Origin of the sequence: Noviherbaspirillum album (genome assembly GCF_035916955.1) — a bacterium.
GTDB lineage: Bacteria > Pseudomonadota > Gammaproteobacteria > Burkholderiales > Burkholderiaceae_D > Noviherbaspirillum > Noviherbaspirillum album.
This window is the reverse complement of record NZ_JAWIIV010000006.1, coordinates 26,849-51,355: the sequence shown is the minus strand read 5'-3', so window position 1 is coordinate 51,355 and position 24,507 is coordinate 26,849. Positions and strand designations below refer to the sequence as shown.

The 24,507-nt window shown below is 61.6% G+C and carries 18 protein-coding genes; 9 read left to right on the top strand and 9 right to left on the bottom strand.

Annotation, left to right across the window (positions count from 1 at the left end; translation table 11 throughout):
• Positions 1–59 precede the first annotated feature (59 nt).
• The 3 genes from RY831_RS09190 to RY831_RS09180 all read right to left on the bottom strand — a co-directional run bounded on the left by RY831_RS09190 (position 60) and on the right by RY831_RS09180 (position 9,798).
• Positions 60–6,365 (bottom strand): HAMP domain-containing protein, encoded by a 6,306-nt coding sequence (locus tag RY831_RS09190; RefSeq protein WP_326506036.1) that lies wholly within the window; start codon positions 6,363–6,365, stop codon positions 60–62.
• Between the two features lie 56 nt (positions 6,366–6,421).
• A complete protein-coding gene (locus RY831_RS09185) occupies positions 6,422–8,257 on the bottom strand; it encodes a putative bifunctional diguanylate cyclase/phosphodiesterase (protein WP_326506035.1) in 1,836 nt (611 codons plus the stop codon).
• 389 nt (positions 8,258–8,646) lie between these two features.
• A complete protein-coding gene (locus RY831_RS09180; RefSeq protein WP_326506034.1) occupies positions 8,647–9,798 on the bottom strand; it encodes an NAD(P)/FAD-dependent oxidoreductase in 1,152 nt (383 codons plus the stop codon).
• A 192-nt stretch (positions 9,799–9,990) separates the two neighbouring features.
• On the opposite strand from RY831_RS09180, the gene RY831_RS09175 reads away from it, so the two are divergent.
• Positions 9,991–10,362, top strand: a complete 372-nt coding sequence (locus RY831_RS09175) for a response regulator (RefSeq protein WP_326506033.1) — start codon at positions 9,991–9,993, stop codon at positions 10,360–10,362.
• A 26-nt stretch (positions 10,363–10,388) separates the two neighbouring features.
• Here RY831_RS09175 and RY831_RS09170 read toward each other — a convergent pair whose 3' ends face one another.
• Positions 10,389–11,360 carry a LysR family transcriptional regulator gene (locus RY831_RS09170; protein WP_326506032.1) on the bottom strand — a complete coding sequence of 324 codons (972 nt, stop codon included), beginning with the start codon at positions 11,358–11,360 and terminating at the stop codon, positions 10,389–10,391.
• A 117-nt stretch (positions 11,361–11,477) separates the two neighbouring features.
• Here RY831_RS09170 and RY831_RS09165 point away from each other — a divergent pair, with 117 nt between their 5' ends.
• From RY831_RS09165 to RY831_RS09130, 8 genes are all read left to right on the top strand, one after another.
• Positions 11,478–12,098, top strand: a complete 621-nt coding sequence (locus tag RY831_RS09165) for an FMN-dependent NADH-azoreductase (RefSeq protein WP_326506031.1) — start codon at positions 11,478–11,480, stop codon at positions 12,096–12,098.
• Positions 12,099–12,133: 35 nt separating this feature from the next.
• The gene (locus tag RY831_RS09160) at positions 12,134–13,015 is read left to right on the top strand and encodes a pirin family protein (protein ID WP_326506030.1); all 882 of its coding nucleotides are present in this window, start codon (positions 12,134–12,136) and stop codon (positions 13,013–13,015) included.
• Between the two features lie 41 nt (positions 13,016–13,056).
• The gene (locus RY831_RS09155; RefSeq protein ID WP_326506029.1) at positions 13,057–13,956 is read left to right on the top strand and encodes a pirin family protein; all 900 of its coding nucleotides are present in this window, start codon (positions 13,057–13,059) and stop codon (positions 13,954–13,956) included.
• 47 nt (positions 13,957–14,003) lie between these two features.
• Positions 14,004–14,645, top strand: coding sequence for a GTP cyclohydrolase II (ribA, locus tag RY831_RS09150; RefSeq protein WP_326506028.1), 642 nt, complete (start codon positions 14,004–14,006; stop codon positions 14,643–14,645).
• A gap of 130 nt (positions 14,646–14,775) precedes the next feature.
• Positions 14,776–16,050: a branched-chain amino acid ABC transporter substrate-binding protein gene (locus RY831_RS09145; RefSeq protein ID WP_326506027.1), complete on the top strand. Its 1,275-nt coding sequence runs from the start codon at positions 14,776–14,778 to the stop codon at positions 16,048–16,050.
• 117 nt (positions 16,051–16,167) lie between these two features.
• On the top strand, positions 16,168–17,421 hold the full coding sequence (locus RY831_RS09140; protein ID WP_326506026.1) for an MFS transporter: 1,254 nt from the start codon (positions 16,168–16,170) through the stop codon (positions 17,419–17,421).
• 51 nt (positions 17,422–17,472) lie between these two features.
• Positions 17,473–19,515 carry an acetoacetate--CoA ligase gene (locus RY831_RS09135; RefSeq protein ID WP_326506025.1) on the top strand — a complete coding sequence of 681 codons (2,043 nt, stop codon included), beginning with the start codon at positions 17,473–17,475 and terminating at the stop codon, positions 19,513–19,515.
• 72 nt (positions 19,516–19,587) lie between these two features.
• Positions 19,588–19,842 carry a hypothetical protein gene (locus RY831_RS09130; protein ID WP_326506024.1) on the top strand — a complete coding sequence of 85 codons (255 nt, stop codon included), beginning with the start codon at positions 19,588–19,590 and terminating at the stop codon, positions 19,840–19,842.
• 27 nt (positions 19,843–19,869) lie between these two features.
• Here RY831_RS09130 and RY831_RS09125 read toward each other — a convergent pair whose 3' ends face one another.
• The 5 genes from RY831_RS09125 to RY831_RS09105 form a co-directional block, all read right to left on the bottom strand.
• Positions 19,870–20,703, bottom strand: coding sequence for an aldo/keto reductase (locus RY831_RS09125; RefSeq protein WP_326506023.1), 834 nt, complete (start codon positions 20,701–20,703; stop codon positions 19,870–19,872).
• Positions 20,704–20,732: 29 nt separating this feature from the next.
• Positions 20,733–21,605 carry a YihY/virulence factor BrkB family protein gene (locus tag RY831_RS09120; RefSeq protein WP_326506022.1) on the bottom strand — a complete coding sequence of 291 codons (873 nt, stop codon included), beginning with the start codon at positions 21,603–21,605 and terminating at the stop codon, positions 20,733–20,735.
• Positions 21,606–21,706: 101 nt separating this feature from the next.
• The gene (locus RY831_RS09115; RefSeq protein ID WP_326506205.1) at positions 21,707–22,288 is read right to left on the bottom strand and encodes a hemerythrin domain-containing protein; all 582 of its coding nucleotides are present in this window, start codon (positions 22,286–22,288) and stop codon (positions 21,707–21,709) included.
• A gap of 89 nt (positions 22,289–22,377) precedes the next feature.
• Positions 22,378–23,313 carry an aldo/keto reductase gene (locus RY831_RS09110; RefSeq protein WP_326506021.1) on the bottom strand — a complete coding sequence of 312 codons (936 nt, stop codon included), beginning with the start codon at positions 23,311–23,313 and terminating at the stop codon, positions 22,378–22,380.
• 10 nt (positions 23,314–23,323) lie between these two features.
• Positions 23,324–24,406, bottom strand: coding sequence for a phosphoribosyltransferase family protein (locus RY831_RS09105; protein ID WP_326506020.1), 1,083 nt, complete (start codon positions 24,404–24,406; stop codon positions 23,324–23,326).
• Positions 24,407–24,507: the final 101 nt, after the last annotated feature.

Genomic DNA, 24,507 nt, shown 5'->3' with positions numbered 1-24,507 from the left:
GACGCACGAAAAATGCCCGCATTGCGCGGGCATTTTTTATCGACACGTCGAATGCCGGCTCAACCCTGCAGCCACACCCGCATCAGCGACAGCAGATGAGCCGCATCGACCGGCTTGGTGATGTAATCGGAGGCGCCCGCAGCGATGCATTTGTCGCGGTCTCCCTTCATTGCCTTCGCTGTCAGCGTGATGATGGGCAGCGATTTGAAGCGGGGGATGCGACGGATTGCCCGCATCGTGTCGTAGCCATCCATCTCGGGCATCATGATATCCATCAGCACGATTTCGATCGACGGGTCCGACTGCAGCACTTCGATGCCATCCCTGCCATTTTCCGCGTAGATGACCTTCATGTGCTGCCTTTCCAGCACGGAGCTGAGGGCGAAGATATTGCGCAGGTCATCGTCGACGATCAGCACCTTGCGGCCGGCGAGGTTGATGCCGGATTCGTGTGCATCTTCCAGCATCTTGCGCTGCCGCTCCGGCAGGCTGGCGTGGGGCCGGTGCAGGAAGAGGGCGGTCTCCGCGACGAGACGCTCCGGCGAGCGGGCGTCCTTGAGGACGACGGTGCTGGCAAGCATCTGCAGGCGGGCCACTTCGCCCTGCGACAGTTCGGCGGCGGTGTAGACCACGATGGGCATATCGCGCAGCGCCTCGTCGTGGCTGATCTGATCGAGCAGGTTGAATCCATCGACGTCCGGCAACCTGAGATCGAGCACCACGCAATCGAATGCGGTGCGGCGCATCTGCCTCAATGCTTCCATGCCTGTATCGACTGAAGCGATCTCGATATCGCTGCCGGCGATCAGGTCGACGATGGCATTGCGCTGCACCTCGTCGTCCTCGACGATGAGGAGATGGCGCTTGCCGCTGGTGACATACTTCTGGATTCGGTTCAGCTCCTCCTGCAGCCGTTCCATGCTGACCGGCTTTTCAAGATAGGAGAAGGCGCCGTCGCGCAGCGCGCGTTCACGCTCATGCTGAGCCGATAGCACGTGTACCGGCACATGACGCGTCCCGGGGTCGCTCTTGAGGCGGTTAAGCACGGTGAAGCCGTCGGCGTCGGCCTGGTCGAGGTCAAGCAGGATTGCCGTCGGCAGGTAATCCCGGGTCAGCGGAAGCGCCGCGTCGGCCTGCCGGGCAACGATGCCCTTGAAATTGCGCTCCCGCGCATGCTCCAGCAGAGTACGCGCGACTTCTTCGTCGTCTTCGACGATAAGCACGGCCGGGTCGCCGGGATTGACCAGGGCCCTGTCATCCATGTGCAGCTCATCGGGCTCCGACGCATCTTCGTCCGCGGTGGCGGCCGCATCGGTTGCCTCGGCTGCCTCCGTTGCCGACGCGGTCCGCTCGGTTTCCGCCATCGGCAGCATCTTGAAGCCACTTGCCTCGCCCGGTTGCTCCGCGCTGGCCAGGGCCCTCAAGTCGTCGAGGCTTCCCATGGTCTCGCTCTGGTAGGGCAGGTACAGCGTAAACGTGCTGCCGGTGCCGAGCTCGCTCTCCACCCGGATCTCTCCGTTGAGCAGGCGCGCGAGTTCGCGGCTGATGGACAGGCCAAGGCCGGTACCGCCGTACTTGCGGGCCGTGCTGCCGTCGGCCTGCTGGAAGGCTTCGAAAATCAGCTGCAGCTTGTCGGAGGCGATGCCGACGCCGGTATCGGTGACGGCAAAGGCGACTACGGCCGGGGACTGCGAAAGATGCGGGTGGTCCGGGGTCCAACCGCCCTGCGCCAGGCCGATACGCAACGAGACCCGCCCGTGCGCGGTGAACTTGAAGGCGTTCGAAAGCAGGTTCTTGAGGATCTGCTGCAGGCGCGTGGTATCGGTGCGCAGCGACAGCGGCAGCCTTTCCGCCAGTTCGACGGAGAACTGCAGCTTCCTTGCCTCGGCCATGTGGATGAAGGTGCGCTCCACGTAATTGCGCAGGGTTTCGAAGCGGTATTCGCTCAATTCCAGCGTCACGGTTCCGGACTCGATCTTCGACAGGTCGAGGATGTCGTTGATCAGGGTCAGCAGGTCGCTGCCGGATCCATAGATGGTTTTCGCATACTCGACCTGCAGGTCGCTCAGGTTGTGGTCCGGATTATCAGACAGTTGCTGGGCAAGAATGAGCAGGCTGTTAAGCGGCGTGCGCAGTTCATGCGACATGTTGGCGAGGAACTCGGATTTGTACTTGGACGACAGGGCAAGCTGCGTAGCCTTTTCTTCGAGCGCCAGCTTGGCCTGGCCCACCTCGAAGTTCTTGCGTTCCACCTCGATGTTCTGCTCGGACAGCAACCGCGCCTTTTCGGCCAGTTCCAGGTTGGTCTGTTGCAGTTCCTGCGCCAGCGACTGCGACTGGATCAGCAGGCTTTCGGTGCGGCTGTTGGTTTCGATGGTGTTGATCACGACCCCGAAGGTTTCCATCAGCTGGTCCAGGAAGTTGAGATGGGTCTCGGTGAAACGCTCCAGGGAGGCGAGCTCGATCACCGCCTTGACCTTCTGCTCGAACAGGATGGGCAGCACGACGATGTTGGTTGGCGGCGCCGCGCCCAGGCCCGAGGAAATCATCACGTAATCGCGCGGTACGTTGGTGAGCCAGATGCGCTGCTTTTCAAGCACGCACTGGCCGACCAGTCCCTCGCCAGGACGCACGGAACGCGGCAGGCCGCCGTTCGCGCGTACGCCGTATCCTGCGATCAGGTGCAAATGCGCATTTTCCTGGGCCGAATCCATCATGTAGAACACGCCATGGTGTGCGAAGACCAGCGGCGCCAGTTCGGAAAGAATCAGCGCAGATACGGTTTCGAGATCGCGCTGGCCCTGCAGCAGGCGGGTGAAGCGTGCGAGGTTGGTCTTTAGCCAGTCCTGCTGGGCGTTCTTCTGTGTGGTTTCCTTCAGGTTGCGGATCATCTCATTGATGTTGTCCTTCAGATAGGACACCTCGCCGCGCGCTTCCACCTGGATGGAACGCGACAGGTCGCCGCGCGTCACTGCGGTCGCCACTTCGGCGATCGCTCGCACCTGGTTGGTCAGGTTGGCCGCGAGCTGATTTACGTTCTCGGTCAAGTCTTTCCATGTGCCCGAGGCGCCCGGCACGCTTGCCTGGCCGCCCAGCTTGCCTTCCACGCCCACTTCGCGCGCCACAGTAGTGGCCTGATCGGCGAATACCGCAAGCGTGTCGGTCATTTCATTGATGGTGTTGGCCAGCGTCGCCATTTCTCCGCGCGCCGCGACGGTCAGCTTCTTTTTGAGGTCGCCTTTTGCTACCGCGCTCACCACGCCGGCGATGCCGCGCACCTGTGCAGTCAGGTTGGCCGCCATGAAATTGACGTTGTCGGTCAGATCCTTCCAGGTGCCCGCGGCGCCCGGTACGTTGGCCTGCCCGCCGAGCTTGCCCTCGGTGCCCACTTCGCGCGCCACGCGCGTGACCTCCGAGGCGAAGGAAGATAGCTGGTCCACCATCACGTTGATGGTGTCCTTCAGTTCGAGGATTTCACCCTTGACGTCCACGGTAATCTTCTTCGACAGGTCGCCGCGAGCCACCGCCGTGGTGACGCCGGCAATGTTGCGCACCTGCGCCGTCAGATTCGACGCCATGAAATTGACGTTGTCGGTCAGGTCGCGCCATGTGCCGGATGCGCCGGGCACGTTCGCCTGTCCGCCGAGACGGCCCTCGGTACCCACCTCGCGCGCCACCCGGGTGACTTCCGAGGCAAAGGAGCGTAACTGGTCGACCATGACGTTGATGGTGTTCTTGAGTTCCAGGATCTCGCCCTTGACGTCGACGGTAATCTTCTTCGACAGATCGCCGTTGGCCACCGCGGTGGTGACATCGGCGATGTTGCGCACCTGCCCGGTCAGATTGCCGGCCATCGAGTTCACGGAATCGGTCAGGTCTTTCCAGGTGCCGGCCACGCCGGACACATTCGCCTGTCCGCCGAGCTTGCCCTCGGTGCCGACTTCGCGCGCCACCCGCGTGACTTCAGAGGCGAAGGAAGACAGCTGGTCCACCATCACGTTGATGGTGTTCTTGAGTTCCAGGATCTCGCCCTTGACGTCCACCGTGATCTTCTTCGACAAGTCGCCGCGAGCCACCGCCGTGGTCACTTCGGCGATGTTTCGCACCTGGCCGGTCAGGTTCGACGCCATAAAATTGACGTTGTCGGTCAGGTCCTTCCATGTCCCGCCCACTCCCTTGACCTGCGCCTGGCCGCCGAGCTTGCCTTCGGTGCCCACTTCGCGCGCTACGCGCGTCACTTCGGAGGCGAAAGAATTCAACTGGTCCACCATCACATTGATGGTGTTTTTCAGCTCGTAGATCTCGCCGCGAACGTCGACGGTGATCTTCTTCGACAGATCGCCGTTCGCCACGGCGGTGGTGACGTCAGCAATGTTTCGAACCTGCGCCGTCAGGTTGCCGGCCATCGAGTTGACCGAGTCGGTCAGGTCCTTCCAGGTGCCGGCCACGCCAGGCACGTTGGCCTGGCCGCCCAGCTTGCCCTCGGTGCCGACCTCGCGCGCCACCCGCGTGACTTCCGATGCGAATGATGACAACTGGTCCACCATGACGTTGATGGTGTCCTTCAGTTCCAGGATCTCGCCCCGGACATGTACGGTGATCTTCTTCGAGAGGTCGCCGCGCGCCACGGCCGTGGTCACTTCCGCGATGTTTCGCACCTGGCCCGTGAGGTTCGACGCCATGAAGTTCACGTTGTCGGTCAGGTCCTTCCAGGTGCCGCCCACGCCGGGCACATACGCCTGGCCGCCCAGCTTGCCTTCGGTGCCGACCTCGCGTGCAACGCGCGTGACTTCGGAGGCGAATGAGCTGAGCTGGTCGACCATGGTGTTGATCGTGTTCTTGAGCTCGAGGATTTCGCCCTTGACGTCAACGGTGATTTTCTTAGACAGATCGCCGTTGGCTACCGCGGTGGTGACGTCGGCGATGTTGCGCACCTGGCCCGTGAGATTGCCCGCCATCGAATTGACCGAGTCGGTCAGGTCCTTCCAGGTGCCCGCCACGCCGGGCACGTTTGCCTGTCCGCCGAGGCGGCCGTCGGTACCCACCTCGCGCGCCACGCGCGTGACTTCCGAGGCGAAGGAGTTGAGCTGGTCGACCATGACGTTGATGGTGTTCTTGAGCTCGAGGATTTCGCCCTTGACGTCGACGGTAATCTTCTTCGACAGATCGCCGTTGGCCACCGCGGTGGTGACATCGGCAATGTTTCGTACCTGCCCGGTCAGATTGCCGGCCATCGAGTTCACGGAATCGGTCAGGTCCTTCCAGGTGCCAGCCACGCCCTTGACCTGCGCCTGGCCGCCCAGCTTGCCTTCGGTGCCGACCTCGCGCGCCACCCGCGTGACTTCAGAGGCGAACGAGCCCAGCTGATCGACCATCACGTTGATGGTGTCCTTGAGCTGCAGGATCTCGCCCTTGACGTCCACGGTGATTTTTTTCGACAGATCGCCGTTAGCCACCGCCGTGGTCACCTCGGCGATGTTTCGCACCTGTGCGGTCAGGTTCGACGCCATGAAATTCACGTTGTCGGTCAGGTCCTTCCATGTTCCGCCCACGCCAGGCACATCCGCCTGGCCTCCAAGCCGGCCTTCGGTGCCGACCTCGCGCGCCACGCGCGTGACCTCGGACGCAAAGGATCGCAGCTGATCCACCATGGTGTTGATGGTGTCCTTCAGCTGCAGGATTTCGCCGCGCACATCGACGGTGATCTTCTTCGACAGGTCGCCGTTCGCCACGGCCGTCGTCACGTCCGCGATATTGCGCACCTGCGAAGTCAGGTTGCCGGCCATGGAATTGACCGAGTCGGTCAGGTCTTTCCATGTGCCCGCCACGCCGGGTACGTTGGCCTGGCCGCCGAGCTTGCCCTCGGTGCCGACCTCGCGCGCCACGCGCGTGACTTCCGAAGCAAACGAGCCAAGCTGGTCCACCATCCGGTTAGCGGTGGTCGCCGCCAGCAGGAACTGGCCTTTCAAAGGGCGTCCGTCCACGTCGAGCGACATCGTCTGCGACAGGTCGCCCTTGGCCACGGCACCGATGACGCGCGCCATTTCCGTGGTCGGCCGCACCAGATCGTCAATCAGTGCGTTGATGGAATTGACCATGGTGGCCCAGCCGCCGCAGAGATTGAGCGGAGACGCCCGGTGCGTAAGGCGGCCTTCGCGTCCGACCACCCGGCTCGCATGGGTGATCCCTTCGGCCATCTGCTGATTGGTGTCGATGATTTCGTTCAGGGTATCGGCAACCTTGCCCGCAAGGCCGGTCCAGTCGGACGGCATGCGGGCGGTGAAATCGCCTTTCTTGAGCGACTTCAGCGTGGTCAGCAGGACCTTGACGTCTAGGTCGTCATTGGTTTCGGTTCTCATATCCATGGGGCGGCAAATTCTTTAAAGGGAGTACCCGGCGTACTTGGGGGCGCGAGCTTGCCTTATGCAGCGCTGGTGTGCAGCATCTGTTCGGCAAAAACGTGGGCGGGAAGAGGGCGGCTGTAGTAATAGCCCTGGTGCTCGTCGCAACCGAGGTCGCGCAAGATGGAAAGCTGTTCATGTGTTTCGACACCTTCGGCAACCACGCGCAGCGCGAGGGCGCGCGCCATGTTGACGATGGCTTCGACAATGGCGTGGTCGCCAAGGTCCTTGCCGAGGTCGCGCACGAATGACTGGTCGATCTTGAGGATGTCGATCGGCAGCGCCTTGAGTACGGATAGCGAGGAGTAGCCGGTGCCGAAGTCGTCGATGGCGATGGTGATGCCGCTTTCGCTGATTTCGCGTAGCACCGAGGTGGCTTTCTCGACGTCGCGGATCACCAGCGATTCGGTGATTTCAAGCTGCAGGCTGGAAGAGGGTACGTCGTACTTGCGGAGATGCCGTTCGATCACTTCCGGAAGATCGGCATAGATCTGGGGAATGGCGACATTGACCGCGATAGGTATCGATGGAAAGCACAGCCCGGCATCGAGCCAGCGGCGCGATTGCGCACAGGCGGCTTCAATCACCCATTCCCCGATCGGCACCAGCTGGCCGGTATCCGCCGCCGCGCCGATGAACTGTCCGCCGCTCAGCAGGCCGAGGCGCGGATGGTGCCAGCGCAGAAGCGCTTCCACGCCTGCAATGCGGCCGGTGCGCGCCTCGACTTTCGGCTGGTAGTACAGCTCGAACTCATCGTTTTCCAGCGCATGCCGCAGTTCCTGCTCGAGGCGGGTGCGCTCCAGCATTTTCATGTTGAGTTCTTCATGGAAGAACTGGATGCTGCCGCGCTGCTCCTGCTTGGCGTGGTACATCGCAAGGTCCGCGCTGCGCATCAGCGACTGGCTGGTGTTGCCGTCCTGCGGATAGAGAGCGATGCCGACGCTGGCCGAGGTCTTGATGGTTTGGGAACCGATATGAAAGGGCGTGTCGATGGCGCTGACAATCTTGCGGCCGACCTCGGCCGCGGAAGAATAGGCAGGCAGTGCTTCCATGAGCACGACGAATTCGTCGCCGCCCAGCCGGGCGACGATATCCGATTCGCGCACGCATCCGCTGATGCGCTCCGCGGCCTGGAGCAGCAGGTCGTCGCCGGCATCGTGTCCGAACGCATCGTTGATGCCCTTGAACTTGTCGAGGTCGAGAAACAGCAGTGCGAGCCGCTGGCCATAACGCGCGGAGACCGCGATGGCATGCTCGAGGCGATCGGTCAGCGAGCGGCGGTTCATGAGACTGGTCAGCGGATCGCGCGTGGCCAGTTCATGCGCGCGCTCTTCCGCCTGGCGCCGTTCGATGATCTCGGATTCGAGCGCCGCGTTGATGCGCTTGAGGTCCTGCATCTGCTGTACCTGGAGATCACGGTTCATCATCGCCAGTGCTTCCTTCTGTGCTTCCAGTTCCAGGTTTTTCTTCGCCAGTTCGATGAAGACCGCGATCTTGCTCTGCAGGATCTGGGGAATCACCGGGCTGATGAGGTAATCGGCCGCGCCGTGCTGATACCCCTTGAGCCGGTTCATTTCATCCGCATAGTGCGCGGTGATGAAGATGATGGGAACGGATGCCGAGCGAGGATGCGAGTGGATGGTCTCCGCCGTTTCGAAGCCGTCCATGCCGGGCATGCTGACGTCGAGCAGAATGACTGCGAATTCATGATCCAGCACCGCGCGCAAGGCTTCGGCGCCGGAGGTGGCGGTGATCAGTTCATAGTCTTGTCCTTGCGGCGAATTGACCAACAAGGTTTTGAGAGCGAGCAGGCTGGCGGGATGGTCGTTGACGAGCAGGATTTTCGGTGTGCGCACTTTTTTTCTCGTAGTTGAGCTGCGTGATCTGGGCAGGCTCTTTGTTAGAGTTCATTCAAACAGCCGTCATGGATGTGGACGACCGGCGATTTGCCCAGCAGGAATGCGCTCGGCGTTTGGCCGATGCGGTTGCGAAGCGTTACATGTCCCTGAGCATGAATTTAATTGAGCGTAGGAAAGTGTCTTTTCAGCGAGAAATGCATTTATTCAAGATTTTTTGCACAGGTGTTTCGAGGCCTGTTTAGAAGCAATAGCCATGGCAATGTTCCCGATTTCCCTTCGAAAAGTGGTAAATCAAGGAAAGTGTTTTTTGAGGGAAACGGAATTGCCGCTGTTCATTTCGCACAAGAAATAAAAGGGCGGAAAAAGCTGGAATAGTTTTGGAAAAGCTAACGAAGTCGATTGGGGCTGAGCGCCATGGGCATCACACCGAAATCTTGCAGATAGGTAGGTAATGCGTTTCCGAGAAGCATTGATGCATACAGGTGTCCGGCCGCAGCGGAAGATTGTATGCCATAGCCTCCTTGTGCGGCGGCCCAGAAAAAGTTAGGACGTTGCGCATCAAAGCCGCCGACCAGACTGCCATCGGCAACGAAGGAGCGCAGACCCGCCCAGACACGCTGCGGTCGACGTATTGTCATCGTGGTCATGCTCTGGATGCGATCGATCGCCAGTGCGACATCAAGCTCTTCTGCTTGCACGTCATGCGGCGCGACCGGATCGGCATTGGCCGGAGAGCCAAGCAGCATGCCCGCATCCGGCTTGACGTAATAAGACTCGTCGACGCCGATGAACATCGGCCAGCGGGATACATCCATGCCGCCTGGCGGAAGAAACGTGAAGGCGGAGCGGCGTTTCGGAACGAGCCCGATGGGAGCCGCTCCCGCGAGTTCGGCGACCATGTCGGTCCAGGCGCCGGCGGCATTGATGATGACTTCGGCGCAGTATTGCCTGCCAGAGGCAGTGACGGTCCAAAGGCCGCGCTCGTAGTTCAGCGCGGCGACCCTTGCATCGCATACCTGCAATGCGCCAGCCGCCCGTGCTCCTCGCAGGTAACCCTGGTGCAGCGCATGCACATCGATATCCGCGGCATCCGGCTCATAGACCGCGCCCAGCACCGCCCCCGGCCGCAACACAGGCACCAGCGCGCAAGCGTCGTCCGCGCTCAGCCGCCTGGCGTGCTGCGATACCGAGCGCACCGTCGCTTCATGTTCATCGAGGAGATCGGCCTGGCCTTGCGCGCCGACCATCATTGCACCGCGCGGCGTCAGGATCGGATGATCGGCAAAGCCTGGCGGTGGCTGGTCAAGGAATGCGCGACTCGCGCATGTCAATGCCCGTACCTGTTCCGGCCCGTAGCTTTCCATGAACAGCGCCGCGGAGCGTCCGGTACTGTGGTAGCCCGGCTGCGATTCCTGCTCCAGCAGCATGACCGACGCATGCGGAGCCAGCCAATAGGCAATCGACGCACCGGCAATGCCGGCGCCTATGATCAGGTATTGGGTTTTTGCAGGTGGTGCTTTTGCAGTCGACTCGGGCATGGCGGCTTCCTGTAGATGCACTGGTTTTCATTGATGTCGCATGTCCGATTATTACCCGCCTTGCGCAGCGCTGCAGGGTGTGGAGTCAAACGAAACGGTTAGAATAGCGTGCCCGTTGGAGTGCAAGGATTCAATCAGGCGCGCACGCTCTTCCGCAACTGCGGCAATCCGGTTCGTCATGCAACACCTATCATGCCAAAAATACTGATCATCGAAGACTCTCCCGCCAACATGAAACTTGCAGTACTGCTGGTGAGCAGCACCGGGCATGCGCCATTGCAGGCGGAGGATGCGCGCAAGGGCATCGAACTCGCGCGGTCCGAACGCCCGGATCTGATCCTGATGGACATGCAGTTGCCGGACATGGATGGCATGGAAGCGACCGCGATCCTGAAGGCGGACGAGAGCACCCGCGACATACCGGTGGTCGCCCTTACCGCATCGGCGATGAAGGGTGATCGTGAGCGCATGCTGGCCGCGGGCTGCGATGGCTACATCGAAAAGCCGATCGACTTTGCTTCCTTCGCCGGGGAAATCAAAGCCGTTCTTGCCGGCAGGCGCTGAATCCGTTTGCCAGGTTTGCCGGATCTTTAGTCGGACATATCGCCGGTGGTTGCCGGCAACTGCGATTGCATTTTGATCGGTGCAGCCTTCTGGTCGCTGAAGCGCATGCATTCATGCGCCACCGCGAAGCGGATGATTTCGGCAAGTCGCCTGGTTCCCGGGCCGGCGCTGTCAGGATCGGCAAGAACGAGATAGAGCTGCGTGAAGCGCTCCGCACCGTCGCGCATCGGGAGCGGCTTCAGGCTGCCGTCACCTAACTCATTGCGAATTTTCTCCTCGGGAAACCATGCAAATCCGAAGCCCAGCTTCACCGCTTCAATCGAAGTCGCGGTATGGCTGACGGTCCAGCGCTGCGGCGCTTCCAGCGAGGCGACCCGCGTATCCCGGCGGCTGCCTGATTCCCTGACTACCAGGTGGCGCTGCCCCCGCAGGTCTTCCAGCGTCAGTTCACGCGCAAGCTGATGCAGCGGGTGTGACGGGCTCGCCACTGGAATGAAGCGCAGCTGCATCAATGGCATGCCGAGAAATCCTGGCGGCACCTGGTTGGTGATCGCCAGGTCGACCTGTCCGGTCAGCAGCGCTTCCATGGTTCCGCCCAAAACGGATTCAAGATATTCGATACGGGTATGCGGGCTTTCCTCTCCCAGCTTGTCGAAGCACGCCAGCAGCATCCAGCTCGGGAAAATGATTTCCGCAGCGATCCTGATTTCCGCTTCCCACCCCGCCGACAAGCGCTTCGCCGCCCGCTCCAGTGTCGCCGCTTCTTCCAGCAGCGCCCGCGCACGCCGGTGGAGAAACTGCCCGGTGGGGGTCAGGACGGCCTTTCTTCCCTGGATTTCAAAGGCTTTGACGCCGAGCAGGGCTTCGATCTTCTGCACCGCATAAGTGACCGACGACTGGCTTTTATGCAGGACTTCCGCCGCTTGGGCATAACCGCCGGTGTCGACCACGGTAACCAGGGTGCGCCACTGCTCAAGGGTGATGTATTGAGTATCCATGGTGTTTCGGAACGATTTATCAGATGAATAGATAGGTTAGAGCTAATCATTCTACTTTTTTATCGTCTGAATAAATAGTTTAATGAACTCACCCACACATCACCAGGAGAAAAAAACATGACAACGCTTCTTCAGATCAATTCCAGCCTCTTTGCCGGCAACGGTCAATCCAGCCAGCTGAGCGACAAGTTCGTCGCGGCCTGGCAAGACGCCAATCCGCAAGGACAGGTCGTCAGACGCGACCTGTCAGCCGAGCCGGTGCCGCACCTGACAGCCGAGCGCTTCGGCGCATTCCTGGCCGCCGCCGATGCACGCACCCCGGAACAGCAGGCAGTGGTTGACTTCTCGGATCGCCTGATCGATGAATTGCGCAGCGCGGATGTGATTGCACTCGGCCTGCCCATGTACAACTTCGGCATTCCTTCGACGCTGAAGGCATACTTCGATCACGTGGCGCGCGCCGGCGTCACCTTCCGCTATACCGCAAACGGCCCTGAAGGCCTGCTGCAGAACAAGAAAGTCTATGTGTTCGCAGCCCGGGGCGGCCTCTATGCCGGCACGCCTCGCGACAGCCAGACCGCCTATGTACGCGATTTCCTGGGCTTCATCGGTCTCACCGATGTGGAATTCGTCTATGCCGAAGGTTTGGCCATGGGCGACGAAAGCAAGCAAAAGGCGCTGGCCGAAGCCGGCGGCGCGATCGGCCAGTTAGTCGAGCCGCTGCGCGCCGCCGCATAAACTCTATTAAACCAACCGACAGGAAGGACATCATCATGGACACCACCGTTGTTTCCCGCTCGCTGCAGCGCGTGATTGCAGGCATGGCGACTTCCGATGGCGCGGGCGTCAAGCTGCGCCGCACCCTTGGCCAGGGGAAGGGCAGCCGTCTCGACCCGTTCCTGATGCTCGACGAATTCTCATCCGAGAATCCGGGCGACTATATCGCGGGCTTTCCGCCGCATCCGCACCGCGGCTTCGAAACCGTCACCTACATGCTGGACGGTCACATGCGGCATGAAGACCACCTCGGCAATGTCGGCGAGCTGATGAGCGGCGGCGTGCAGTGGATGACCGCCGGGCGCGGCATCATTCACTCCGAGATGCCCCAGCAGGAAGAGGGGCGCATGCGCGGTTTCCAGCTCTGGATCAACCTGCCGGCAAAGGAAAAGATGAAGCCGGCAGGGTATCGCGATATTCCGGCATCGGAGATTCCGGTTGCGCCGCTTGCCGGGGAAGGCAGCGTCAAGGTGATTGCCGGCACGCTGGCGCAGGAAGGCAGTTCGGTCGATGGACCGATACAGGGGCTGACAACGGACCCGTTGTATTTCGACGTCCACCTGCCGGAAGGCGCGCGGTTTGCGCATGCGGTCAATGCCGGATACAACGTCTTTCTTTATACCTACGAAGGCAGCGTGCAGGTCGGTGCCGCCGATGCGCCGAGACGGCTCAATCCGCAAAGCGCTGGCATCCTGTCGCCGGGCGACCTGGTGGAAGTGAAGGCGGAGGCGGGCGGCGCGCGCTTTCTGCTGCTGGCGGGACGGCCGCTGCATGAGCCAGTGACCCAATACGGGCCGTTCGTGATGAATACTCTGGAGGAAGTCGAACAGGCAATCAGGGATTTCCAGCAGGGTAATTTCACGCAGGCCGCCGCTTGAGTGGATAATGCAGGAGATATCTTCTCCGAGGAGTGAATTCCATGGCCGCCAACCCGCTTGCTCTCGTTAAGCCGCACGTCAAGAATCTTGGCGACGGCTTCACAGTTCGCCGTCTGCTGCCCAGCCATCCGCACAAGATGGTTGGGCCTTTCATTTTCTTCGATCACATGGGTCCGGCCGTGTTCGACCCCGGCACGGGACTGGATGTAAGGCCGCATCCGCATATCGGCCTGGCAACGGTCACTTATCTCTTTGACGGCGCCATCCAGCACCGGGATTCGCTGGGCACCGTTCAGGAAATCCGTCCCGGCGACGTCAACTGGATGACCGCCGGACGCGGAATCGCCCATTCCGAGCGCAGCCCGGAACGACTCCGCCAGAGCGGCGGGACGCTGCACGGCATACAGACCTGGGTGGCGCTGCCGAAGGCGGACGAACGGGCCGAGCCCGCATTCGAACACCATCCGGCGGAAAGCTTGCCCGTTATTCAATATCCCGGCGTGACAATGCGCCTGATCGTGGGCTCTGCCTATGGCCAAACGGCGCCTGCGCGCACCTATTCCGACATGTTCTACCTCGCCGTGGAAATGGATGCCGGTTCTTCCTTTCCCTTGCCGGCAGAACATGCGCAGCGCGCCGTCTATGCCGTCGAAGGTCAGGTGACGGTTGACGGCGCGCCGCTGGCCGAGAACCACATGGCTGTACCGGAAGACGCCCGGGAAATTACAATAGAGGCTGCCACCCGCGCGCGGCTGATGCTGCTTGGCGGCGCCCCGATGGACGGCGACCGCTTCGTCTGGTGGAATTTTGTCTCCAGCAGCAGGGAAGCGATCGAGGAAGCCAAGGAGAGGTGGCGTTCCCAGGAGTTTGGCAAAGTGCCGGATGAAACCGAATGGATTCCGCTGCCCGCCGAGCGCAAGCCGCCCGAATCTTTCAGTTGAGAATCTTTCGGTTAAACTTCGGGCTGGCGTTTTTAGGACACTGCATAATGAACAACAACGGAGAGCAACAAACGGCGACCGCCGGCTCCGCCAGGATTTTTGATCACATCGTTTCTTCGCTGCTGCCGACACGGCACGGCGAGTTCCGTATCCACGTGTACCAGCCCGTCGGCGAGACGGTCGAACATGTCGCCATCGTCAAGGGCGACCTGAAAGACCAGGAGCGCGTGCTGGTCCGCGTGCATTCCGAATGCCTGACGGGCGACGTTCTCGGCTCCATGCGTTGCGATTGCGGCGAACAGCTCGATGCCGCACTGGCCAAGATTTCCTCGGCCGGACAGGGCGTGGTGGTTTACCTGCGCGGCCACGAGGGCCGCGGGATCGGCCTCGCGAACAAGATCCGCGCATACCAGTTGCAGGACCAGGGGCGCGATACGGTCGAAGCCAACCTCGACCTCGGCCTGCCGGTCGATATCCGCGACTATCAGGTGGCCGCGCATATCTTGAGCGACCTGGGTATCAAGTCGATCTGCCTGATGACCAACAATCCGCGCAAGATGATGAAGCTCGCCGAATACGGCGTCAATGTCATCGAACGCGTTCCGGTGCTGACCGCGCATACGCCGCACAACATCAGCTACCTGCGCACCAAGCAGGAAAAGCTGGGCCACATGCTCGATTTCGAATAATCGGACCGGAGCGGACCGCTTGGCGGCTGCTCCTTCCGGTGCGTCGGGCTCTCCTTCCTGGCACGCTGCAGACTCCCGGCCGGTTCTCCGGCTGGTTTTACCTTCCTCAGCACTCAAGCAGTTCCCCTCCATGTCAAAGCAGATTCTCAAGACCAAGCTACTTCCGCTCGCCGCATTGTTCGTCTGCGCCTTGTCGCAGGCGGCCGAACCCATCCGCATCGGCATGATAGAAGGCATGTCCGGGCCGTTTGCCAACGCCGGGCAGGCGGTCGCGCGCAACCTGCAGTTCGCCATCGAACGCATCAATGCCAAGGGCGGGGTCCGGCTGCCGGACGGCGCCAGGCCGCTGGCACTGGTCAGCATCGATAACAAGCAGGGCGTCGAGGAGTCGCTGATCGCATTGCGGCAGCTGACCGACCAGCGCATCGGCTTCGTCACGCAGGGTAACAGCTCGGCGGTGGCGGCTGCGCTGATCGATGGCGTCGACAAGCACAATCAGCGCATGCCCGCGCAGCGAGTGCTGTTCCTGAACTATTCGGCGGTGGACCCGACGCTGACCAACGAGAAATGCAGTTTCTGGCATTTCCGTTTCGATGCCCATGCCGACATGCGCATGCATGCGCTGACGGAAGTCATCAAGGACGACAGCTCGGCAAAACGGGTCTACCTGATTGGCCAGGACTACAGTTTCGGCCAGCAGCTGGCGCGGTCGGCGCGCGCGCAGATCGGAGCCAAGCGTCCCGATATCGCAATCGTCGGCGACGAGCTCCATCCGATCGGCAAGATCAAGGACTTCACCCCCTATATCGCAAAGATCAGGGCCAGCGGCGCCGATACGGTGGTAACCGGCAACTGGGGCAACGATCTGACGCTGCTGGTGAAGGCGGCTCGGGAAGGCGGGCTCAACGTCAAGTTCTATACCTTTTACGGCAACGGCCTGGGTGCGCCGGCAGCCATTGGTGAAGCCGGCGTGGGACGCGTGCGCGCGGTGGCCGAGTGGCATCCGAACTCCGGGCAGGGGATCGCGAACTCCCCGAGCGACGCCTACTATGAAAGCTTCCGCCGCCGCTATCCGCAGCCGGAGGACGATTACGTGCACATGCGCATGCACCTGATGATCGAAATGCTGGCCGCCGCCATTGAAAAAGCCGGCAGCACTGAAGCGGCCGCAGTGGCGAAGGCGATGGAAGGCGCGCGCTACAAGAATGCCTTCCATGAGGCGATAATGCGCGCCGACGACCATCAGCTGATGCAGCCCCTCTATGTATCGGTGATGCGCAAGACAAGCGATGGCTCGGTGCGCTTCGATAACGAAGGCAGCGGCTACGGCTTCAAGACCGAGCGTTACCTGCCGCTGGCAAGCACCATGCTGCCGACGAGCTGCAGGATGAAGCGACCGGACTGAAGGCAGACCGAAAGCGCTCCAGATACGCGCGATCCGGATTCCCACTAGAATGGTCGGCACGGACCGCGCTTTCCGGCATAGACCGGTGCGCGGCCGCCTGCTTTCAACTGCCGATTCATGACGCCGACCGATCAAGCCATACCAAAACACGAGACCTCAGCAAACCCTGAGGCGCCGGTCCAAGCGATTCCCAAGCTGGCCGTTCCGCTGCTGTCGCTCGCCGCATTCGGCAGCGGCGTTTCGCTGCGCGTATCCGATCCCATGCTGCCCCAGCTGGCAAGGGAGTTCGGGCTATCGCTGGGCAATGTCTCGCTGGTCATCACGGTATTCTCGATTGCCTACGGGCTGTCGCAACTGCTGTTCGGTCCGCTGGGCGACCGCTACGGGAAATATTTCATCATTGCCTGCGGCTCGCTGGCCTGCGCGGTGACTTCCGCATTCTGCGGCCTGGCGCCGGATTTTTCCTTGCTGTTGTTCGCGCGCCTGCTTGCGGGTGCCACGGCGGCTTCCATCATTCCGCTGTCCATGGCCTGGATCGGCGACGTGATTGCCTATGAGGACCGGCAGCCTGTGCTCGCGCGCTTCCTGATCGGGCAGATTCTCGGCCTCTCCGCCGGCGTGCTGGTGGGCGGGCTTGCGGCGGATGCGGGCAATTGGCGCCTGCCGTTCCTGTTGATCGCCGTCCTGTTCCTGGCCGTCGGCATCGCGCTGCTTTACCTTGATCGTACGCTGCCGGCCCATGCGCGCCGCCAGCATCGAGCAGAAGGCGCGGCCATTCCGCGCATGGTGGGCGAGTTCCGGCAGGTGCTGTCCCAGCCCTGGGCCCGCATGGTGCTGACTATCGTCTTTCTTGAGGGCGCATTCCTGTACGGCGCCTTTGCCTTCATAGCATCGCATGTCCATCACACCTTTGGCCTGTCCCTGACCGCATCCGGGGCGCTGGTGATGCTGTTCGGCCTTGGCGGCTTCGTGTTCGCAATGCTGTCGCGGATCCTGGTGCAACGACTTGGGGAAGTCGGCCTTTCGCGCTGGGGAGGCGGCTTTCTTGCGCTGTCGCTGTGGACCATCGGCCTGGCGCCGGTCTGGTGGTGGGCCGTGGGCGCCTGCTTTCTGGCGGGCCTCGGTTTCTACATGTTTCACAATACCCTGCAGATTAATGCCACGCAGATGGCCCCGGAGCGGCGCGGCGCGGCGGTGGCCGCCTTTGCGTCGAGTTTCTTCCTCGGCCAGTCGGTCGGGGTCGGCATCGCCGGCGTGCTGGTGGAGCGGATCGGCACGGTCAACGTGATGCTGGCCGGCGGCCTGGGGGTGCTGGCGGCGGCGCTGAATTTCAGCAGCCGCCTGCGCAAGCGTGCGGCGTTGAAAGGATAATGGTCAGGAAGGTGTAACGGCATACTCGCAAACAACAAACAGGAGACGACGATGAGCCAGGAACAACCCGTATTGCTTTGGACACCCGGCAAGGAAAGAATCGAACGCAGCCGCCTGCACGATTACATGCAGTGGCTGGGACGTGATAAAGCATTGCATTTCGGCGACTACCAGGCCTTGTGGCAATGGTCGGTCGATAGCCTGGAGGATTTCTGGGAATCGGTCTGGCAGTATTTCGACGTCCGCCACTCCGCGCCTTATTCCCGTGTGCTCGACGGCGACAGGATGCCCGGGGCGAAATGGTTCGAAGGCTCGCGCCTGAACATTACCGAGCAACTGTTCCGTTTCCACGAGAACGACCTTGACCGCATCGCCATCATCGGCCGCTCGGAGGTGCGTTCCACCGTACGGCTCTCCTGGCGCGACATGCGGCGCCAGATCGGCGCGATGGCAAATGCCTTGCGCGGCATGGGCGTGCAGCCGGGCGACCGCGTCGTATCCTATCTGCCAAACATTCCGGAAACCGTTATTGCCTTCTATGCCTGCGCCAGCCTCGGCGCGATCTGGTCCAGCTGCTCGCCCGACATGGGTACGCCCAGCGTGCTTGACCGCTTCGGCCAGATCTCGCCCAAGGTCCTGTTCGCGGTGGATGGCTATCGCTACGGCGGCAAGGACTTCGACCGGCTCGACGTGGTCACGGAGCTGGCCCGGTCGCTGCCGACGCTGGAGCATGTCGTCCTGCTGCCTTACCTGGACCGGGAGGCGGCGTTGCCCGATACACATCGCTGGGATGATCTGATCGCGGGCGACGACGAGATGCGCTTCGAACAGCTGCCGTTCGACCATCCGCTGTGGGTTGTGTATTCCTCCGGAACCACCGGCATGCCCAAGCCCATCGTCCACGGCCAGGGCGGAACCCTGCTCGAGTCATTGAAAGGGCAGGCGCTGCTGAACGGCATAGGCGAAGAGGACCGCTTTATGTGGTTTTCCACGACCGGCTGGATCATGTGGAATTCCCAGGTCACCGGGCTGCTGGTCGGCGCCACCATTGCGGTCTATGACGGCAACCCCGGCTATCCCGATCTCGGCACCTTATGGAAGTTCGCCGAGGAAGCCGACCTGACCGTATTCGGCGCCGGCGCTGCCTATTACGCCAATTGCATGAAAGCCGGCATCGAACCGCGCAAGCTGGCGCGCATCGATGGTCTGCATACCGTCGGCTCGACCGGTTCGCCGCTGTCGGCCGATGCCTTCGCATGGATCTACCAGCAGCTGGGTCCGGATATCCTGCTGGCTTCCATCAGCGGCGGCACCGACGTCGCGGCATCCTTCGTAGGAGCCTGCCCGATCCTGCCCCTGTATGCGGGGGAAATGCAATGCCGCAGTCTCGGCGTGGCGGTCTACGCAATGGATGAACAGGGCAAGCCTCTCGATGATGCGGTCGGAGAACTCGTCGTGACCAGGCCCATGCCGTCGATGCCGCTGTTCTTCTGGAACGATCCGGACGGACGGCGCTATCACGACAGCTATTTCGACATGTATCCCGGATGGTGGCGGCATGGAGACTGGCTGCGCATCACGCCGCGAGGCGGCGCGATCATCTATGGAAGATCCGACACGACCATCAACCGCCATGGCGTGCGCATGGGAACCAGCGAGATTTACCGCGTGGTCGAGGCGCTGCCGGAAGTCCTCGACAGCCTGGTGGTGGACCTGGAATACCTGGGGCGCGAATCCTACATGCCGCTGTTCGTCGTGCTGCGTCCGGGCGCCGCGCTGGATGATTCCCTGGTCGCGAGGATCAACGCGAGCATTCGGACCGCGCTGTCCGCGCGCCATGTGCCCAATGAAGTCTTCGAGGTGCCGGAAATTCCGCGCACGCTGTCCGGCAAGAAGATGGAACTGCCGGTCAAGAAGCTCCTGCTCGGCATGGCGGTGCAAGAAGTGGCCAATCCGGATGCGATGAGCAATCCCGCCAGCCTTGCCTATTACGTCGATCTCGCACGGCGACGCAGGGAATCGGATGCATCTCATTCGACACATGTTACGAGGGCAGCGAACGCAAGCAATGCCGTCGATACGGCCCAGCGGTGAGATTTCTCAACCGCCGCCGGCCCCGGGCGCGCTAGGATTTGCGCATTATAGTCATACACACGGGCGGCGGCGATGGCATTCGAGCAGGACTGGCAGACCGAGGAATACAAGGGCATGGAAGTGCACGTGACCCCGCTGGCGCACGACGACGCCGGCACGGCATGGGATTTCAGCGTTCGCATCTCGCAGCCGGGGGAGGATGCCAGCTACGAGAGCGAGCTGACGGCCGCGTCGGGCGATAACGGCGATTATCCGACTAGAGAGGCCGCGGTCGAGGCCGGCTTCGTCAAGGGTTACGCGATCGTCGATTCACTGCTCGCGGGATAAGCAGGAAAATAAGCGGGAAAGACCGAATCAAATCATTTCCAGTGGCTGCGGTTTCGACGGCGGCGGGAATGCGCGGTCCAGTTCCGCCAGATCGTCTGCCCCAAGCTGCAATTCCAGCGCATGGCGATTGTCGGCCACATGGTCGACCTTGCCTGATTTTGGGATGGCGATCATTCCCTGCTGGCGCAGCACCCATGCGAGCGCGATCTGCGCGGCACTCGCCTGGTGTCGTTCGGCGATCCGGCGCAAGCAGGGATGGCCCAGCAGGCGGCCCTGTTCGATCGGCGAATAGGCCATCACCGCGATACCCCGCCGGGCGCACCAGGGAATCAGATCGAATTCGATGCCGCGGCGGCTCAGGTTGTACAGCACCTGGTTCACTGCGGGCCTGTTGCTTCCGGCAAGTCGTTCGAGCTCTTCCATGTCATCCACATCGAAGTTGCTCACGCCCCATCGGCGGATCTTGCCGCTACGCACCAATGCCTGAAGGGCTTCCAGCGTTTCTTCCAGGGGTATGTTCCCGCGCCAGTGCAGGAGATACAAATCCAGATAATCGGTGCCCAGTCTGCGCAGGCTATGCTCGCAGGCGGCGATGGTGCCTTGCCGGCTTGCATGATGCGGCAATACCTTGCTGACCAGGAAGATGTCGCTGCGCCTGCCCGCGAGGGCTTCCGCGATCAGTGATTCCGATGCACCGTCTCCGTACATTTCCGCAGTGTCGATCAGCGTCATGCCGAGATCGATGCCCGCGCGCAGTGCGGCAATTTCTGCCCCGCGCCGACGCGTTTCTTCAGCCATGCACCAGGTGCCTTGGCCGAGTACGGGGACTTCCGGGCCGTCGTTTAATTGCAGTGTTCGCATGGATTCGTGTGGAAGCTAGGGGATGGACGTCAACGCAACTCTTGCGGATCGTTCGCGCGGGTATTGCCGGCGTTCTGTTCGACCACGGAATTGAGTTCCGCGCCGAACAGCAGCACGGCCGCCGAGATGAAGAAAAACAGCAGTAGCACGATGATCGTGCCGACGCTGCCGTACATCGCACTGTAATTGCCGAAATTGCTCACATAGTAATTGAACCCGATCGAGGCGGCGATCCATATCGGGACGGCGAGCAGGGCACCCGGTGAAATCAGGCGGAATTCGTGGCGCACGTTCGGTGCGGCGTAATAGATGATGGCAACGGACAGCATCAGCAGGAAGAGCGCGGCCGGCCAGCGCAGCCATGCCCACAATGTCACGAACAGCTGCTCCAGCCCGACCCAGTGCGCCAGCCACTGGATGGCCTGGGGTCCGACGATCAGCAGTGCGGCAGCGACGATCAGCAGGGCGGCCAATCCAAGGGTATAAAGGATGGACAGCGGGTATAGCTTCCAGGCCGGCCGGCTTTCCCGCACGTTATAGGCAACGTTCAATGCATTCATCGTCGCGCGGACCGCCGCCGACGCGGTCCACAGTGCCGCGATCACGCCGAAGGACAGCAATCCGCTTTTCTGCTGCTGCAACTCGTCGATGACCTGGTTGACCGTCGGCATGGCTTCCTTGGGGAAGAAAACTTGCGCCTGTTCCCTCAACCAGTTAAAGAAATCCGACAGATGCAGAAAGCCGAGCAGGGCGATCAGAAAGATAATGAAGGGAAAAATTGAAAAAAGCACCTGGTAAGCGAGCGCCGACGCATAGGTAGTCATGTCGTCGTCGAAGAAGTCGCTGATGGTTTTTCTGATCACCAGGCTCGGTTTCAGGCCGCGAAATCCCGGAATCCGCATAATCCTCCTTGCAGGAAAACGCGGGCACCCGCCTTCGAGCCAGTACCCGCGCTGTTGATTTGTAAGCCCGCGGCCATCCGCAGGCATGACCGGCTACTTTATCAGTGGTGGCGCGACATGGTGCGCTTGGCGAAATAAGTGCCTGCCAGTACCGCGCCTGCCGCTACCAGCATGGAACTGGTCGGAAAGGTACGCGCGGTATTCATGGCCATTTCTCCCGCACGCGGCGCCATCAGCTGCAGCCGGCGCTTCGTCATCTGCATGCCGAGTTCGCCGAGGCGGTCGGGGATCAGCCGCTCCGCATCGGGCAGCAGGGTCGTTTCCTCATCGGCGACGTGGTGCATGACATCCTTCATCAATTGCAGGAAGGTCTGGTCATAAGTTGGATCGGTTGCTTCCATCGCGCGAAGCTGTGCAATCAGCCGCCGCATTTCATTATGCTCCGGAACGCTCTTGCCTACGATAGGAGTGTCCGCCGCCAAATGGCTCATTGCAGGGTAAAAGATTTCCTCTTCAAGCTGCGCATGGATTTCCAGTGCGATGCAGATGGTGCCGACAAGCGCCTTCTTGGTCTGGGGGGCGGAGTTCATCTCGTACTGATGGAAGGTTTCCAGCACGGATGTATGATCCATGCGAATCATGTTCGTGATGCTGGGAGACAATTTGTCGGTAAAGTTTTTCATCATGGCACTCTCCATTGTTATCGTTTATCGCCGCCGCATGGGCGAAAGCAAAACATGAGCAAACTGCGTACCTGCACGAAGTCTGCGCGTTACGCTATCGCATCGGCAACGATTCTCTTGCGCAATGTCGCATCCGGCATTCGCCCATATCCCGCGCGCACGTTGTCGCGCACGTGAACAGGATTCGCCGTTGCCGGGATCGCGCAATGCACCGCCGGATTCGACACCACGTATTTGAGAAGGGCCTGCGCCCAGCTGACGCAGTCGATCTCGGCGGCCCACGCCGGCAGCGGCTTGCCCTTTAAACGCCGCAGGAGCTCGCCGCTGGCGAATGGGCGATTGGCAATGACCGCGACGCCGCGTTCCGCGGCGAGCGGCAGCAGACGCTGCTCCGCCTCGCGCTCGCCGGCTGAATAGTTGATCTGCACGAAGTCGACCGCATGCCGTTCAAGCACGCGCGCTATCTCCTGCTGGCCGCTGGCGGTGTAATGCGTGACGCCGATATGCCGCACCCGGCCGGTGCGCTTCCATTCCTTCAGCGTTTCCAGATGGCGCTCCACGTCGATCAGGTTGTGGACCTGCATCAGGTCGATGGGATCGGCCTTGAGCTTGCGCATCGAGTCTTCCATCTGCCTTTTTCCCGCTTCCTTTCCCTGAGTCCATACCTTGGTCGCGATGAATAGCCTGTTGCGCAAACCCATGCGCTCGGCGAGTTCGCCCGCCACGTCCTCCGAGCGTCCGTACATCGGCGAGGAATCGATCAGCTTGCCGCCACCCTCGATGAATGCGGCCAGCACCTGTTCCAGCGGTGCCCGCTCGGCCGATCCATTGCCGACATCGAATGTTTGCCAGGTCCCGAGTCCGATGACCGGCAGCATTTCGCCGGAGGATGGAATCCGCCGCGAAAGCATGGCATTGCCGCCGGGGCCCGCCGGTACAGCCTGGGCGCCGACGGTACCGGCGGTCCCCAGCGCGGCGGCGATGAGGCGTATCGCGTCACGCCTGCTAAGACGGTTGAAATCCATGGTCACAGCTTCAAAACCTTCCGTTTGCCTGGTCCGACGGCAGGCGGTTCATGCGCACGATTTCGGAGCCGTCGTGCGGTACGCGTGGGTCGCTCATGCTGCGGTCGATATTGAGCATGCCGGCCAGATTCATGTCGCGGTCCAGCACGGCAATGCGTTCCAGCATGGAGCCGCCGAAGCGCCGCATGACGGCTCCCATGCTTTCATCCTCGAAGCACCAGGCCAGTTCTTCGCTCATGAGTTCCGCAACGCGGAGTTCTTCCTGGCTCCTGCCTTCACGGGCCGTACCGAGCCGGATATCGCTGTCGCTGATCATGCCGACCAGCCGGCGGCCGTCGCATACCGGCAGCACGCCGATTTTCCAGTCGCGCATGATGCCGGCTGCACGCGCCACGTTGTCGTGCGGCCCGACCACGGTCGCGTCATGGTCCATGATTTGTGAGACGGTTGGCATGTTTGCATTCCTTTCGGTTAAAGCAGGCAGGCCGCGCCTGGCGGCCTTGTCCAGCAGATTCGTGACATCGTCGTCGCCGGTTTGCTCGAAATTGCCATAAAACTGGCTGACGGCGCGAAAATCGTCAGGCACCTGCAGGCAGATCGCATCGTCGGCAAGCGAACACAATTTTTCCAACGTTTCCGCAGGCGCAACCGGTACAGCCAGGAGCAGGCGCTCGGGCCGCGCCGCGCGAGCGGCCTCCAGCGCGGCCAGCATGGAGCCGCCCGTCGCGATGCCGTCGTCGACGATGACGACGGTCCGCCCGGTCAGCGGTTCGCGCTCGCGGTTGCCGCAATACAGGCGACGGCGACGCTGAAGCTCCCGTGCCTGGCGTTCGATTTCCTGCGCCAGGAACAATGACGACGGACGCATGCGGCGCACCATTTCCTCGTTCAGGACCTGGCGCGGCGGATCCCCCTCGGCGAGGGCGCCGAGGCCGATTTCCGGCGACAGCGGCGAACCGAGCTTGCGCACCAGCAGAATATCCAGGGGAGCCTGGAGCGCAAGGGCGATTTCATAAGCGACCGGCACGCCACCCCTGGGCAAGCCGAGAATCACCGGGGCGCGATGCCGAAGGAAACTCAATGCCGCCGACAAATGGCGACCTGCTTCCCTGCGATCAGTGAATGGCGGTTGCCTCACAGCTTCACCTCATGTCAAGATTCCGGGTCTCTTCCGCCAGCAAGATGTTTGCCATG

What these genes read in the sequence shown, in the direction of transcription:
- RY831_RS09165 (WP_326506031.1), top strand. Translation starts at nt 11,478, where the DNA reads ATGACAACGCTTCTTCAGATCAATTCCAGCCTCTTTGCCGGCAACGGT.
- RY831_RS09190 (WP_326506036.1), bottom strand. Translation starts at nt 6,365, where the DNA reads ATGGATATGAGAACCGAAACCAATGACGACCTAGACGTCAAGGTCCTG.
- ribA (WP_326506028.1), top strand. Translation starts at nt 14,004, where the DNA reads ATGAACAACAACGGAGAGCAACAAACGGCGACCGCCGGCTCCGCCAGG.
- RY831_RS09145 (WP_326506027.1), top strand. Translation starts at nt 14,776, where the DNA reads ATGTCAAAGCAGATTCTCAAGACCAAGCTACTTCCGCTCGCCGCATTG.
- RY831_RS09130 (WP_326506024.1), top strand. Translation starts at nt 19,588, where the DNA reads ATGGCATTCGAGCAGGACTGGCAGACCGAGGAATACAAGGGCATGGAA.
- RY831_RS09180 (WP_326506034.1), bottom strand. Translation starts at nt 9,798, where the DNA reads ATGCCCGAGTCGACTGCAAAAGCACCACCTGCAAAAACCCAATACCTG.
- RY831_RS09175 (WP_326506033.1), top strand. Translation starts at nt 9,991, where the DNA reads ATGCCAAAAATACTGATCATCGAAGACTCTCCCGCCAACATGAAACTT.
- RY831_RS09170 (WP_326506032.1), bottom strand. Translation starts at nt 11,360, where the DNA reads ATGGATACTCAATACATCACCCTTGAGCAGTGGCGCACCCTGGTTACC.
- RY831_RS09115 (WP_326506205.1), bottom strand. Translation starts at nt 22,288, where the DNA reads ATGAAAAACTTTACCGACAAATTGTCTCCCAGCATCACGAACATGATT.
- RY831_RS09125 (WP_326506023.1), bottom strand. Translation starts at nt 20,703, where the DNA reads ATGCGAACACTGCAATTAAACGACGGCCCGGAAGTCCCCGTACTCGGC.
- RY831_RS09160 (WP_326506030.1), top strand. Translation starts at nt 12,134, where the DNA reads ATGGACACCACCGTTGTTTCCCGCTCGCTGCAGCGCGTGATTGCAGGC.
- RY831_RS09140 (WP_326506026.1), top strand. Translation starts at nt 16,168, where the DNA reads ATGACGCCGACCGATCAAGCCATACCAAAACACGAGACCTCAGCAAAC.
- RY831_RS09155 (WP_326506029.1), top strand. Translation starts at nt 13,057, where the DNA reads ATGGCCGCCAACCCGCTTGCTCTCGTTAAGCCGCACGTCAAGAATCTT.
- RY831_RS09120 (WP_326506022.1), bottom strand. Translation starts at nt 21,605, where the DNA reads ATGCGGATTCCGGGATTTCGCGGCCTGAAACCGAGCCTGGTGATCAGA.
- RY831_RS09135 (WP_326506025.1), top strand. Translation starts at nt 17,473, where the DNA reads ATGAGCCAGGAACAACCCGTATTGCTTTGGACACCCGGCAAGGAAAGA.
- RY831_RS09110 (WP_326506021.1), bottom strand. Translation starts at nt 23,313, where the DNA reads ATGGATTTCAACCGTCTTAGCAGGCGTGACGCGATACGCCTCATCGCC.